Raw genomic sequence first — 15,574 nt, 5'->3', positions numbered from 1 at the left:
TACATTTACTGACGAAGAGGCGATAACATGAGTGAAGAAATTAAAAATGTACAAGAAGAGCTGAATGAGCAAATGCAAATTCGCCGCGACAAATTGGCTGAATACGAAGCAGATGGCATCTATCCATTTGGTCAACGTTTTGTTGTAAAAGATAATGCAAAAGAAATTAAAGATGAGTTCTTCTTGAAATATGATGGTCAACCTGTAGTTATTGCAGGGCGCTTGATGACAATCCGTTCCCATGGTAAAACGGCATTTGCTAATGTTCGTGATAAATCTGGGGATATTCAAGTATATTTCCGTAAAGATGTATTGGGCGAAGAGGCTTATAAATACGTAAAAATGCTTGATATCGGTGATATCATCGGTGTAGAAGGTCATGTATTTAAAACTCATACAGGTGAAGTTACAATTAAAGTTAACAAATTAACTTTGTTATCTAAATCTTTACGTCCATTGCCAGAAAAATGGCATGGTTTAAAGGATACAGAACTTCGTTACCGTCAACGTTATGTTGATTTGATCGTAAATCCTGAAGTTCGTGATACATTTGTAAAACGTTCCCAAATCGTTGCTAAAATTCGCGAATACATGATGCGTGATGGTTTCATGGAAGTAGAAACACCAATGATGCATGCTATCCCTGGTGGTGCTGCAGCTCGTCCATTCATCACTCACCACAATGCGCTTGATATCGATATTTACATGCGTATTGCACCAGAATTGTACCTCAAACGCTTGATCGTTGGTGGTATGGACCGCGTATTCGAAATGAACCGTTGTTTCCGTAACGAAGGTATCGACAACCGTCATAATCCAGAATTCACTACTATCGAATCTTACCAAGCGTATGGCGATGTTGAGGATGCTATTCGCTTAACAGAAAACCTTGTGTCCTACTGTGCACAAGAGGTTCTAGGTACACAAGAAATCACATACCAAGGTACTGAAATCAATTTGACTCCACCTTGGAACCGTATCACAATGGCAGAAGGTGTAAAAAAATACACTGGTGAAGACTTTGATGCAGTAACTACTGTTGAAGAAGCTCGTGCTATTGCAGATCGTTTAAATGTAGAATACACAGAAAATGATGGTATTGGTAAAATCTTAAATGCTTGCTTCGAAGATTATGTAGAAGAAAACTTGATTCAACCAACTATCGTATATGGTCATCCAAAAGAAATTTCTCCACTTGCAAAAGCAAGTCGTGAAAATCCATTGGCTACAGAACGTTTTGAAGCGTTCATTTATGGTCGTGAATTGGCCAACGGCTTCTCCGAGTTAAATGACCCGATCGACCAAAAACAACGTTTCTTGGATCAATTGAAAGAACGCGAAGCTGGCGATGATGAAGCTCACCGTATGGATGAAGACTTCGTTACAGCTCTTGAATACGGTTTACCTCCAACAGCAGGTTTAGGTGTTGGTATCGACCGTCTCGTTATGTTCTTAACAGACTCTGCATCCATCCGCGATGTATTGTTGTTCCCATTGATGAAACCAGAAGCTCCTAAGCATATTGAAGCTGAAGAAGAAGCAGCTGAATAATCTAACATATAAAGGCTCCCTATTCTTTGAGTAGGGAGCTTTTTTACATGACCATAATGTACTACGTTAAATACTATAAGCATATAAAGTATTGACATGAAGAGAGGAGGCTATGGTGAAACATTTAAAAATTGCTTTTACCGATAGTGTAAAACCTTGGATTAGTTCTATCGAGGACCGTACATGCATACCTATTAATGAAACGGATTTTACCAACATAGGTGCCGTTGTGGTGAGCGCCTCTGAAATGGATGTACTCGATAATGAGCAAATCCGTTCGTTTGGAATACCTGCTATTGTAATGGTAGTAGATCCATCCCATACTATATCTTTTGATATGGAGCGAATTGGGGCGGTAATAGATGTTACATCTACTAGCATAAATGACTATAAAGGGACGATAGAGCAGATTGTAGCAAGCTATGAAGCTTTGATTTTGCCCCCTTTCTTTAAGGCCTTATCTGATTATGTAGGAGATAACAATGCTCAATTTGACTGCCCAGGACATCAAGGGGGACAGTTTTTTGCTAAGCATCCTACGGGACGTGCCTTTTTTGATTTCTTTGGAGATCATATTTTCCGTGCAGACCTTTGTAATGCCGATGTAAAGCTTGGTGATCTTTTAATCCACGAAGGTTATGCTCATGATGCGCAGGCTCATGCAGCTGCAGTGTATAATGCGGATAAAACATATTTTGTATTAAACGGCACATCTTCTGCCAACAAAGTAGTACTCAATGCTCTTTTAACGCCAGGCGATATTATTTTATATGATCGCAATAATCATAAATCTATTTGCCATGGCGGTCTCGTTATGTCCGGTGCCACACCGATATATTTAGAGACCGCACGGAATCCGTTTGGTTCTATTGGCGGTATTTTAGAACGTTGTTTTGATGAAAGCTATATTCGAAATTTAATCGGTGAGAAGGATCCTAATAAAGCCAAAGCAGACCGTCCAATTCGGCTAGCCGTTATTCAATTAGGTACCTATGATGGTACGATTTATAATGCGCGCCAAGTAGTAGATAAAATAGGTCACTTGTGCGACTATATTTTCTTTGACTCTGCCTGGGTTGGGTATGAACAGTTTATTCCTATGATGAAAGATTGTAGTCCTTTATTATTAGAGCTAGGTCCTAATGATCCTGGAATTTTAGTGACTCAATCTGTACATAAGCAACAAGCGGGCTTCTCTCAAGCGTCTCAAATCCATAAGAAAGATAAACATATCAAAGGACAAGACCGTTATGTAGATCATAAGCGTTTTAATAACTCCTTTATGATGCATGCTTCCACATCCCCTTTTTATCCACTCTTTGCATCTCTCGATGTAAATGCCAAAATGCATGAAGGTGAATTGGGAAAACAGTTGTGGCGTGAATGTATTGAAGTAGGAATTGATGCCCGTAAGTCGGTATTAAGCCACTGCAAATATCTGAGACCTTTGGTAGCACCTATAGTACATGGTAAGAAGTGGGAAGAAGGCAATACACAAGAGATGGCTAATGATGTGAGTTATTTTGCCTTTGAACCAAATGCAAAATGGCATTCCTTTAAAGGCTATGGTGAAGGGCAGTACTTTATCGATCCTTGTAAATTCCAGTTGATTACGCCTGGTATTAATGTTGAAACAGGGGCGTATGAAGACTTTGGTATTCATGCCAATATATTGGCCAATTACTTGCGGGAAAATAGAATTATTCCAGAAAAGTGTGATCTCAATACGATTCTATTCCTTATGACTCCTGCAGAATCTAAAAAGAAAATGGATGCATTAGTCAATCAGCTTGTGCGTTTTGAAGAGCTTATAGACCGCAATGCCCCTATGGAAGAAGTGTTACCGTCGATTTACTATAGCCATATAGATAAATATAAAGGTTATCATATTCGCCAACTCTGTCAAGAAATGCATGATTTTTATAAAGCTAGAAACGTGAGTACTCTACAACAACGCTTATTCTCCAAGGCGTACTTCCCAGAATATGTAATGAATCCACAAGAGGCAAACTTTGAGTTTCAACGCAATAAGGGAGAGCTTGTGCCTTTAGATGAGGTGGAAGGTCGAATTGCACTTGAAGGGGCTTTGCCGTACCCACCAGGTGTATTATGCGTACAGCCTGGAGAACGATGGTCTCGGACTGCTTGTGATTACTTCCTTGCTTTAGAAGAAGGAATTAATCAATTGCCTGGATTTGCTCCAGAAATACAAGGCGTATACCTTATTGAACAACCTGATGGCTCTAAAAAAGCATACGGTTATGTCTTGAAAAAAGAATATGAAATGTAAATCATAAATAGTTATTGACAATGCATAAAAATAACTTTATACTAGGTGCATAGATTGTGTTATTGGCATAACAGATATGAGAAAAATTCATAAAATAAAAATTTCTTATTTAGCCTTATCAATAGTAAATAGCAGATAAGGATTAACTGTATAGACATATTACTAATCTTGTATAACCTTGACGGGATGGGTCAAGGGTCTCTAGCGTAAACCGAGATTTACGACTACAAGAGCATCTTTATGATGCTCTTGTAGTCGTTTTTTATTTATCCATTTTATTTTTTTCTAAAAGTTTGGAGGAATATGAGATGAGTTCAATGGAGTACGAAAGAACAAATGAAGCAAATGGTTTTCTTGATCGCTTTTTCAAGTTAACCCAACATGGCACATCAGTGAAAACTGAGTTTTTTGCAGGTATTACGATGTTTATTGCGTCAGTATATATTCTGGCAGTAATACCAAACTTATTATCTGTATCAGGCATGCCGCATGCTAGTGCAGTGGCAGCGGTTGTGTTAACAACAGCTTTTGCGACCATGCTTATCGGTTTAGTGGCTAATGTTCCTGTTATCGTAGCACCAGGACTTGGTCTCAGTGCGTTCTTCTCGTACACTATTTGTGGTGCCATGGGTCTTAGTTGGCAAACTGCATTGGGGGCCGTTTTTATTTCCGGTACAGTATTTGTTATTTTAACGGTTACTAAAGTTCTTAACAAAATTGTAGATGGTATTCCACAAGTACTGAAAACATCGATTGGTGTAGGTATTGGTTTATTCGTTGCTTTCATCGGTTTTAAAAATGCTCATATTATCGTACCTAATAATGCAACCTTTGTAACCCTAGGTAATATGCAAGATCCAGCGGTATTATTGACTTTATTAGGCTTATTTATTACTAGTATTTTGCTGGCAAAACAAGTTAAAGGCGGCTTGCTAATCGGCATGGCGTTTACTACAATTGCAGCAATGGCTTTAGGTTTAACTAAGATACCTGCTACAAGTGCAGATATCTTTAACTTGGTGCCACCAGTTCCAGTTGATACATTCGGTCAACTAGATATAATGGGGGCTATTAAATATGGTATTTTCTCTATTATTTTCTCCATCACTATTGTAGATATGTTTGATAATATCGGCACATTGATCGGTGTAACGAGAAAAGCAAATTTGATAAATGAAGATGGTAAGTTCGAAGGGTTAGACAAAGCCTTGCTATGTACTTCTATTGGTGCTGCAGCAGGTGCCGTTGTAGGTACTTCTACAGTTACTTCTTACATTGAAAGTGCGGCAGCCGTTGCCGACGGGGGTCGTACGGGTCTTACAGCAGTTGTAACAGGTCTTTTATACTTGGTAGCCTTGTTCTTTGCACCATTGTTCTTATTGGTACCACCACAAGCGACAGCACCGGTACTTATCACAATTGGCGTATTTATGATGAGTGAAGTAACACATATCGACTTCACTGACTTTACAGAAGCATTGCCAGCATTCTTAACAATTCTTCTTATGCCTTTAACATTCAGTATTGCTCAAGGTTTATCTTTTGGTTTTATCTCTTATACATTGATTAAATTGACTACAGGTCGTCGTCATGAAATTCATCCTATTATGTATATCATGACATTGGCATTTATTATTCACTTTGCCATCTAAAATGTCTATACTATGAATCATATAGCATTGTATATTGATTGAAAATTAATCTAGCATGTGGTATAGAGCGACTCATCTATAATCATGAACATGCGAGGAGGTTATATGAATTCAACAATCATTTTAAAAGGAAATATTTTATATACACCACGTCCATCAGAGTTTGTAGCTATTCAACAAGGTTATGTTATTGCCGTCGATGGTGTAGTTGTTCATTGTGGTGAAAGTATACCACCAGCGTATGGAGAACATCCGATTACAGATTATGGTGATCATCTCATCATCCCCGGTTTTGTGGATACTCATGCACATGCACCGCAATATTGCAATCGCGGTTTAGGTATGGATAAGGAACTCTTACCTTGGCTTGAAACCTATACCTTCCCAGAGGAAGCAAAGTTTAGTGATCAAGAATATGCTCGTTTAGTATATGGCGCCTTTGTACACGACTTATGGCGAAATGGCACGACGCGAAGCATCTTGTTTGGTACGATTCATAAAGATAGTACATTAGTATTGATGGAGCTTTTACAAAAAGCAGGTTTATCTGCCTATGTAGGCAAGGTCAATATGGACCGCAATAGTCCAGAATTTTTAATTGAAGACACACAACAATCCTTAGCTGATACTAAAGAGTGGTTAGAAGCATCAGCTCAATTTGGTCCTTTAGTAAAACCAATTATTACGCCTCGTTTTGTTCCATCTTGTACAAGCGAGTTAATGAGTGGTTTAGGTAACTTGGCAGAAGCGTATAATGTGCCGGTTCAATCTCACTTGTCAGAAAATCATGGTGAAATTGAATGGGTAGCAGCCCTACATCCTGAGGCAGCTAATTATACAGATGTATACTATGAACATCATCTCATGGGGAAGGTGCAGACAGTGATGGCTCATTGCATTCATTTAAGTGACGTAGAAATGGACCGCATGGCAGAAACACAAACTATGGTGTCTCATTGCCCGTATTCAAATGTAAATTTATCTAGTGGCATTGCACCGATTCGTAAATTGTTTGAACGGAAAATACCTATTGGCTTAGGTTCCGATATTTCTGGTGGACATATTGTATCCATGGCGAAGGTTCTTACCGAAGCCATTGGACTATCCAAGATGAAATGGGTGGAAGTGGATCAAACGTATGCGCCACTTACATTGAGTGAAGCCTTCTATATGGCTACAAAGGGCGGCGGTAAGTTCTTTGGCAAGGTGGGCAGCTTTGAAAAAGGTTGTGAACTTGATGCTCTTGTTATCGACGATACGACGTTGTTTGACCCTAATGAACGCTCCTTAGAAGAGCGATTGGAACGTTGGTTGTACGTAGGCGATGATCGACACATCGTAGAGCGCTATGTAGCTGGTAAAGTAGCTCCAGAGCCTACGAACTAAATAAGGATTAAAAGGATTCCAAAGATTGAAAATTTACTCCTTATAGAAAAAGAATATTGATACATTACAAGCAGCTGATTTGAAACACATTCAAATCAGCTGCTTTTTGCGTATCAATGTACTTGGTGTATAATAAAAGGATGTAAAAATTAAGAAAGTGGGGAACTTAATGGATATATTAGGCGCAAGGCGCTCTATTGAACAAAAGTTATTAATGCAGTCTGTTGCCTTGATGGCACTTGTGGCCGTTAGTGGTACTATAATGGGGATTGTTACAGGGTCTAGTGCCGTCTTATTAGATGGTGTATTTTCCTTCGTGGACGTAGTTATTAAGATTATGATGCTTATGACTGCTAAGCTTGTAGCGAGAGAAACAAGTAAGCGATTCCAGTTTGGCTTCTGGCAATTTGAACCGCTTGTGTTAGCTGTAGAAGGTTTCTTTATTTTACTTATTGTCATTTATGCTTTATCGAGTGGTATTACAGACCTTTTATCTGGTGGTCGTCATGTAGACTTTGGACCAGCTATTTATTATGCTATATTCTTTACTGTTGCAGATACTGCGTATTATTTATATGTACGTCGTATTAATAAAAGTTTACAGTCTAACTTGATTAAGTTTGATAATGTAAGTTGGTATGTAGATGCCTTGTTAGAGGCGGCTATTTTGATTAGCTTTGTGGTAGCTACCATGCTAGAAGGAACGGCATACGCTGAATGGGCAGCTTATATTGACCCTATCGTATTAATTGTATTAGCCGTACAGATGTTACCGTCTGCGATTCATATTATTGTGCCATCTATGAAGCAAATCTTGGGGTGGGCACCGTCTTCATTACATAATGAAGTACAAGAAATTATGGATCGTTTTATGGAGAAATATAATTTCAAAGATTATGTAACGAGTGTGCAAGTATATGGCAATACCCGTATCATCGAGATTGATATTTTAGTTCGCAAGAATTTCCCATATCAGACAATTGCTGAGATTGATGCAATTCGCAACGAAATTGACCAAGAAATCGGCGGTAATTCCACAGAGAAGTGGGTTACCATATCTTTCACAGGCACTCGCAAATGGATGGCAAAAGATTATTTGCTAGACGAAGACGATGATGAGTAGTATAAAATGTTGATGAAACGATTAGTATATAACGTATAATTTAATGATAAATACACCAATATATGGTATACTTAAACGTATTGAATATATTGTACGTAGCATAGTTGGAAAATGAGGTTTATAGCATGTTAGATTTAAAATTTGTCCGAGAAAATATTGATTTAGTGCAACAAAACTTAGATAACCGTCACACAACAGGCGATTTGGAAACCTTTGTATCCGCTTATGATGAACGTCGTCAGTTGATTGGTAAGGTAGAAGAATTAAAAGCGCTTCGCAATTCCGTAACTGAAGAAATTAGCCAATTAAAACGCAATAAAGAAAATGCAGATGATAAAATCGCAGAAATGAAAAAAGTAGGCGACGAAATTGCTGAGCTTGATAACCGTATTCGCGAAGTAGAAACTAATTTGCGTGATGCGGCATTGATGTTGCCAAATATGTGTGATCCATCTGTTCCAGTTGGTGCTGATGAAGAGGAGAACGTAGAGCAACGCAAATGGGGTGAACCACGTCAATTTGATTTTGAAGTGCAAGCTCATTGGGATTTAGGTGAAAGTCTTGATATTCTAGATTTTAACCGCGCTGGCAAAATGAGTGGTGCCCGTTTCACTGTATATAAAGGTTTAGGTGCTCGTTTAGAACGTGCCTTGATCAATTTCATGGTTGATCTTCATGTAGACAAACACGGCTATACTGAAATGATGACTCCATATATGGTAACTCGTGAAACATTGACTGGTACTGGTCAATTACCTAAATTTGCTGAAGATATGTACCATGTAGCGGATACAGAATATTTCTTGATTCCTACTGCTGAGGTTACATTGACTAACTACCATGGTGGTGAAATCTTGAGCGAAGAGGAATTACCTAAATACTACACTGCATTCACTGCATGTTTCCGTGCTGAAGCAGGTTCTGCAGGTCGCGATACTCGTGGTCTTATTCGTCAACATCAATTCAACAAAGTTGAAATGGTAAAATTAGCTAAACCTGAAGACTCTTTCAAAGAATTAGAAACTTTGACAGATAATGCAGAAGAAGTATTACGTTTATTAGAATTACCATTCCGTGTTATCACTCTTTGTACAGGTGATATGGGCTTTGGTTCTGCTAAAACATATGACGTAGAGGTATGGATGCCAGCTCAAGGCAAGTACAGAGAAATTTCTTCTTGCTCCAATATGACAGACTTCCAAGCTCGTCGTGCTAATATTAAATTCCGTCGTGGTCCTAAAGGCAAACCTGAATTTGTTCATACATTAAATGGTTCTGGTCTTGCGGTGGGCCGTACAGTGGCAGCTATTTTAGAAAATTGCCAACAAGCTGATGGTTCCGTAGTGATTCCAAAGGTTTTGGTACCTTATATGGGTGGCGTTGAAGTCATTACACCTGCGAAATAAGAGGGGGAATTCTATGAAATTCTTTATTGATACAGCAGAATTTGATGAGATTAAAGAGGCCTATGCCTTTGGTTTTATTGATGGTGTTACGACAAATCCATCTCTTATCGTGAAAGCCAAACGGGACTTAAAGCAAGTTATTTCTGAAATTGCAAGTCTTGTAGAAGGTCCTGTTAGTGCAGAGGTTATTTCCACTGATGCTGAAGGAATGGTAAGAGAAGCACATGATCTTGTAAAATTAGGCTCTAATGTAGTTATTAAAGTACCTATGACTCCTGAAGGTCTTAAAGCCGTTGCAGTTTTAAGCAAAGAAGGCATTAAAACAAATGTAACTTTAATCTTCTCTGCTAACCAAGCGTTGTTGGCGGCTCGTGCAGGTGCTACTTATGTTAGTCCCTTTGTTGGTCGCATTGATGACATCAGCATGGATGGCCTTACATTGATTCAAGATATTGCAGACATCTTTGCTATTCATGAAATTGAAACTGAAATCATTGCTGCTAGTGTGAGAACGCCGTTGCACATCATTCAATGTGCTAAAGCGGGTGCTCATATTGCAACCGTTCCATTTAAAGTGCTTATGCAAGCTATGAAACATCCGTTGACTGATGCAGGCCTTGCGAAGTTTATGGAAGATTGGAAACAAGCTAATCAATAAGTTAAGTAAAGACTCTGGGTAGGAGTCATATCAAAACATAGAGGACTTATAAGGAGGCCCATTATGGATCGTACATTATCTTTGGAATTTGCTCGTGTCGTTGAAGCAGCCGCTTTGCGCAGTGGTCGTTTGCTTGGTCGCGGTCAAAAAGACGCAGCTGATGGTCTAGCTGTAGACGCTATGCGTCAAGCTTTTGACTCTGTTCGTATTTCTGGTACTGTAGTTATCGGTGAAGGTGAAATTGACGAAGCTCCTATGCTTTACATTGGTGAACATGTAGGTGCAGGTGGTCCAGAAGTAGATATCGCAGTTGACCCTATTGAAGGTACAAACTTAATTGCGAAAGGTCAAAACGGTGCTATTGCAGTTATGGCAATTGCTGAAAAAGGTGGTTTATTACATGCACCAGATATGTACATGGAGAAACTTTGTGTTGGTCCTCGCGGTGCAGGTGCTATCGATATTACAAAATCTTTGACTGAAAACATTAAAAATGTAGCTGCTAAAATGGAACGTACTGTAGAGGAAATTACGTTGGTTATGCTCGATCGTGAGCGTCATCAAGGTTTGATGAAAGAAGCGCGCGAAGTAGGTGCTCGTATTATGCTCATCTCCGACGGTGATGTTAACCCAGCTATGGAATGTTGTATCGAAGGTTCTGGTGTACACATGGTTGTTGGTACTGGTGGTGCACCAGAAGGTGTATTGGCTGCTGCTGCATTAAAATGTGTAGGCGGTGATATGCAAGCTCGCTTAAAACCAGAAACTGATGAAGAAATTCGTCGTTGCCATGAAATGGGTATTACCGATGTAAACCAAGTTCTTACTTTGGATGATCTAGTTCGCACTGATGATGTTATCTTTGCGGCTACAGCCATTACACGTGGTAATCTATTGAACCCAATTCAATACTTCCCAGGTGGTGCGCGTACACATACTATCGTAATGCGCTCTAAAACTGGTACTGTACGCTTCCTTGATACTGTACACATGGATGACAAATTGAAATCCTTAAAAGCAAAATAATAAGAAGCCCCTCTACATGAATGGGACCTAAAAATTTAACAATATTTTTGGGTGAAACGATTCAAAAAAAGAGGGGCTTTTTTCTCAGTATTTTCTCACATTCTCTTGATGAGATATATCGAAAAATAGTATAATAACATTTAGTATATGACGTTATAAATACAACGTCTTGTAGTTTATACAAGATGATCGATATAAAGTGTAGGAGGAATTCTGTTGGAAAAGCTAATCATTCAAGGTGGCAATCGCTTGGAAGGCCGTGTACGTGTTAGTAGTGCTAAAAATGCGGTACTCCCTATTATTGCCGGTACTTTGCTAGCATCAACGCCTAGTAAATTACTTGAAATTCCAAATTTGGAAGATGTAGGTACGATTTGCCAAGTTATCGAGTCTTTGGGGGTTAAAATTACTCGTAATGAAGCAGATGATGAAATCATTTTTGATGCGTCTACATTGACTGCTACTGAAGCTCCTTATGAACTTGTACGTAAAATGCGTGCATCCTTCCTTGTAATGGGGCCTCTTTTGGCGCGTAAAGGGGAGGCTAAAATCTCCATGCCTGGTGGCTGTGCTATCGGCGCGCGTCCTATCGATCTTCACTTAAAAGCTTTTGAAGCTTTAGGTGCTAAAATTGAAATTACTGAAGATTATGTATATGCTCATGCTCCTGAAGGCCTTAAAGGTACTCAAATTTACTTGGACTTCCCAAGTGTAGGGGCTACAGAAAACGTAATTATGGCCGCTTCTATGGCAGAAGGTAAAACTGTTATTGAAAATGCTGCAGAAGAGCCTGAAATCGTTGATTTAGCAACATTCTTGAACGCTATGGGCGCCAATATCCGCGGTGCTGGTACAAACGTAATCCGTATTGAAGGTGTACCTCAATTGCATGGTGCTATTCATACGGTTATTCCTGACCGTATTGAAGCTGGTACATACTTGATTGCAGCGGCTATGGCTGGCGGTGATGTATTCGTAGAAAATGCGTTACCAGAACATTTGAAGCCTGTAGTAGCTAAATTAAAAGAAGCTGGCGTTACTGTAGAGGAAGAAATCGACGGTATTCGCGTTATCAGCACTGGTAAAGGCATTAAAGCTGTTGATATTAAAACATTACCATATCCTGGCTTCCCAACAGATATGCAAGCTCAATTTATGGCGCTCACTACGATTGCAGAAGGTACAAGTACAGTAACAGAAACGGTATTTGAGAACCGCTTCATGCACGTAGCTGAACTTCGTAAGATGGGTGCTCATATCGATATCGATAATCGCCAAGCGATTGTAGAAGGTATGCCTCGCTTGCACGGTGCCGTAGTAAATGCTACTGACTTGCGTGCTGGTGCAGCTCTTGTTTGTGCTGCGTTGACTGCAGAAGGTAGAACTGAGGTAGGTCGTCTACATCATATCGACCGTGGCTATGATGATTTTGTAGGTAAATTGCAAAGGTTAGGTGCTGATATTGTTCGGGTTGACGAATAAGAGTACAGAGCCAAAACAGAATAATAAGAAAAGAAGCCGGCGCTCTAAAGGGCCGGCTTTATACAACGAGCAACAAAACCTAGGTGCTGCAAAGGTTGAAAACTCTAAGGCGAGCGCGACTCGTAAGCCCTTGCGTAGAACAAAGCGCAAGTCTACGAAACTTTCAGAAGGTGTTGCAAAACAAGCGAATCACTTAGCCTCTAATATGCGCGAGGCCATGGTTAAGGTCACAAAAATGCGCCGTGCAGAGCGCCGTAGTCGTGAAACCGTAGCCATTGCTAAAACTACGCCTGCCATGACATTAAAGCGCTTAGTTCGTCCTGAGCAAGTTGGAGATTTGATGGGACGCTTGAATCGATCCTTGAACTTTGATTTAGGTATCGATTTAGGGACTGCCAGCATTCTCATTTTTGCTAAGGGAAAGGGCTTGGTGCTTGATGAACCGTCTTATATCGCTCGAGATGATAAAACGGGGGATATTCTTGCTTTAGGCGAGGCGGCCCGTTCCATGGTAGGTCGTACGCCAAAGGGAATATCTGTCATCCGACCTGTTCAAGCTGGTGTTATTGCAGACTATGATATGACAGAATTCATGTTAAAGTACTTTATTCGCTCCGTTGTACCTGCTTCTCGATTGATGAAAACACGGATTATCGTATGTGTTCCATCAGGTATTACACCTGTGGAGAAGCGCGCCATTTTAGAGGCTTTGCTTAGAACCGGTGCTAAAAAGACTGTTCTCATTGAAGAGCCACTGGCTGCTGCTATGGGGACTGGTCTCAACGATGCTAAGCAAGTAGGTGCTATGGTTGTTGATGTTGGTGGTGGTACCACGGATATTGCCGTTCTTTGCGATACAGGTGTCGTTGTAAGTGAATCTCTCCGTATAGGTGGAGATTCTTTTAACGAATCTATTATTCGTTATATTCGCCGAAAGAAGCGTCTTGTCATTGGGCCATTAACAGCAGAAAAGATTAAAATTTCTGTAGGCACCGTGGATCGCCGTGCTAAGGAACGTACTATAGAGGTACGTGGACGTGATGCGAGCTCTGGTTTACCAAAGATGGTAGCGGTGAACTCTTTAGAAATTCAGCGTGCTTTAGAGGCACAAGTCATGAATATTTTAGAGGGCATTAAATCTATTTTAGAAAAAACACCGCCTGAACTTGTGGCTGCCATTAATGATCACGGTATCATCCTAACGGGTGGGGGTGCTCTTATCGATGGTTTGGATCGCGTTATTACCCGTTCTGTTGGTATTGCGGCATATTTAGTAGAATCTCCGCGATATGCGGTTATTAAGGGCGTTGCGAAGGCTCTTGATGAAATGTCACAACTCCGTGACACACTAGATGAGTTACAATGATATACGACTTTAATATAAGTTAAAAGTAACGAAGTTACTAACTATGAATTGATTATTATCTAATGATTTTTCTATAGCTAGTAACTTCGTTTTTTAGTTTATATTTTTGAATTTTTCATCTTTATGATGTATACTATAGTAAAAGTATATTGTATAAAATTGATATAAAATATATGACCATTGATATGGTTTATCGTTGTAGAGGAATTATATATGAAACGATATCTATACATGACTTTTGCTGTTTTAGGTTTCTTAGGCAGCACTGTTCCTTATGCTGAAGCAGGTAATTTAACTGGGGTGCGCGTATCTAATCATGAAGGCACTAGCCGCATAGTTTTGGATGTATCTGAAATGCCTGTGTCGTGGGCTCGATCCTATAATGAAGCAACTCATGCTCTGACACTCAACTTAGGAGGGACTACAAATGGTCTGACAGGGCCTATTAGTCAAAATGATACAAAGACAGGTGTTCTAAAAGGTATTGGTTTACAGCCAGTAAATGGAAGTTTACAAGTAACTTTAACGGCAAATAAAGATGTACAACATCATGAGTTCACCTTGGAAAAGCCGGCACGTATCGTTGTAGATCTATTTTCAAGCTATGCCCAACAGACTACAAAAGATGTAAATAAATCTGTGGCGTACAGTAAGATTAATAACACCGTGCCTGAAGGTAAAATTCAAGCCTATGCTTTAACTGTAGATAATGATTCGCCTATGGTAGTAGCTCATGTTCCGGAAGGCAAAACCTTGGCGGCTGTCAGTCAGGCCCATACTGCTTTGATTGGAGCGAAGGTAAAAGGTGGTAGTTTTGAACGTCCTTATTCTGTAGCTAGCGATGGCACTATTGATTTAGAGCGTATCTCTAATCGTGGTACTTTGCGGTATACTCCGAATCGCGGTTATTTCATAGAAGAGAAAAAGCCCTTATTACAAGCTAAAACACAAAAAGAAAGCTTTATGATTACTGCTGTAAATGCACCGCGCAAAGAGAATGCTTTAACATTGTATACGAATGCTTATGGTCCCTCCACGAAGACCAATGACTATGGCTATGAAGTGACTGTAGCCAATGGTAAGGTTATTAGTGGACAAAATGGTAACTCTAAGTTAGGGGAAAACCAATATGTATTATCAGGTCACGGTGAGGCTCGCGAGGCTTTACGTAAGTTAAAGGTAGGTACACCTATTTCGATACAAAATAGACCGGAGCTTGCTCAAGTGAGCACAACAGGGGGTGCTAGTCTACAAGCGGGGACGATGGTGATGAAAAATGGTCGCTATGTAGGGGCCGATTCATCTAATAATAAAGCGCGTAGCTTTATAGGTACTACAAAGGACAATAATTTGGTAGTATTAGCTGTTGATAAAGTAGGACTTCAATCTGTGGGGGTCACTCAAAAAGAAGGGGCAAAGTTATTATCTAAGCTTGGCGTAGTAGATGGCGCTGAGTTATCTAACCAAGGTAGTGTTGACTTAGTTGTGAAAGATGAGTATGTGCATAAGTCAACTTCTTCACCTACAAGCTATGAGGATATAATAATCATAAAATGAATTCGTTGCATACAAATTTGTTTGAAAAATTGCTAATAATTTAGTATACTATAGGTACATAACTAATTTTGTAAAAG

At 39.7% G+C, this 15,574-nt stretch carries 11 protein-coding genes and 1 riboswitch; all 11 genes read left to right on the top strand.

Annotation, left to right across the window (positions count from 1 at the left end; genetic code table 11):
- Nucleotides 1–27: 27 nt before the first annotated feature.
- The 11 genes from lysS (at nucleotide 28) to KH364_RS04655 (ending at nucleotide 15,497) form a co-directional block, all read left to right on the top strand.
- Entirely contained in the window at nucleotides 28–1,551 is a 1,524-nt protein-coding gene (gene lysS / locus KH364_RS04705; protein ID WP_273298787.1) for a lysine--tRNA ligase, read from the top strand.
- 115 nt (nucleotides 1,552–1,666) lie between these two features.
- A complete protein-coding gene (speC, locus tag KH364_RS04700; RefSeq protein ID WP_273298807.1) occupies nucleotides 1,667–3,841 on the top strand; it encodes an ornithine decarboxylase in 2,175 nt (724 codons plus the stop codon).
- A gap of 148 nt (nucleotides 3,842–3,989) precedes the next feature.
- Nucleotides 3,990–4,088: riboswitch (purine riboswitch) on the top strand.
- A gap of 61 nt (nucleotides 4,089–4,149) precedes the next feature.
- Nucleotides 4,150–5,493, top strand: a complete 1,344-nt coding sequence (locus KH364_RS04695) for an NCS2 family permease (RefSeq protein ID WP_273298786.1) — start codon at nucleotides 4,150–4,152, stop codon at nucleotides 5,491–5,493.
- A gap of 105 nt (nucleotides 5,494–5,598) precedes the next feature.
- Nucleotides 5,599–6,879, top strand: coding sequence for a guanine deaminase (guaD, locus tag KH364_RS04690; RefSeq protein WP_273298785.1), 1,281 nt, complete (start codon nucleotides 5,599–5,601; stop codon nucleotides 6,877–6,879).
- 169 nt (nucleotides 6,880–7,048) lie between these two features.
- Entirely contained in the window at nucleotides 7,049–8,002 is a 954-nt protein-coding gene (locus KH364_RS04685) for a cation diffusion facilitator family transporter (protein WP_273298784.1), read from the top strand.
- A gap of 125 nt (nucleotides 8,003–8,127) precedes the next feature.
- Nucleotides 8,128–9,408, top strand: a complete 1,281-nt coding sequence (gene serS / locus KH364_RS04680; RefSeq protein ID WP_265137616.1) for a serine--tRNA ligase — start codon at nucleotides 8,128–8,130, stop codon at nucleotides 9,406–9,408.
- 13 nt (nucleotides 9,409–9,421) lie between these two features.
- A complete protein-coding gene (fsa, locus tag KH364_RS04675; RefSeq protein WP_273298783.1) occupies nucleotides 9,422–10,066 on the top strand; it encodes a fructose-6-phosphate aldolase in 645 nt (214 codons plus the stop codon).
- A gap of 63 nt (nucleotides 10,067–10,129) precedes the next feature.
- Nucleotides 10,130–11,092, top strand: a complete 963-nt coding sequence (glpX, locus tag KH364_RS04670; RefSeq protein ID WP_273298782.1) for a class II fructose-bisphosphatase — start codon at nucleotides 10,130–10,132, stop codon at nucleotides 11,090–11,092.
- Nucleotides 11,093–11,308: 216 nt separating this feature from the next.
- A complete protein-coding gene (murA, locus tag KH364_RS04665; RefSeq protein ID WP_273298781.1) occupies nucleotides 11,309–12,574 on the top strand; it encodes a UDP-N-acetylglucosamine 1-carboxyvinyltransferase in 1,266 nt (421 codons plus the stop codon).
- On the top strand, nucleotides 12,555–13,940 hold the full coding sequence (locus KH364_RS04660) for a rod shape-determining protein (protein ID WP_273298780.1): 1,386 nt from the start codon (nucleotides 12,555–12,557) through the stop codon (nucleotides 13,938–13,940). The genes murA and KH364_RS04660 overlap by 20 nt, the downstream gene beginning before the upstream one ends.
- 213 nt (nucleotides 13,941–14,153) lie before the next feature.
- Nucleotides 14,154–15,497, top strand: coding sequence for a phosphodiester glycosidase family protein (locus tag KH364_RS04655; RefSeq protein WP_273298779.1), 1,344 nt, complete (start codon nucleotides 14,154–14,156; stop codon nucleotides 15,495–15,497).
- Nucleotides 15,498–15,574 lie beyond the last annotated feature (77 nt).

This window comes from Veillonella sp. oral taxon 158 (assembly GCF_018376515.1).
GTDB lineage: Bacteria > Bacillota > Negativicutes > Veillonellales > Veillonellaceae > Veillonella > Veillonella rogosae.
Note: the sequence above shows the minus strand (reverse complement) of the source record. Positions and strands in the feature narration are given on the sequence as shown.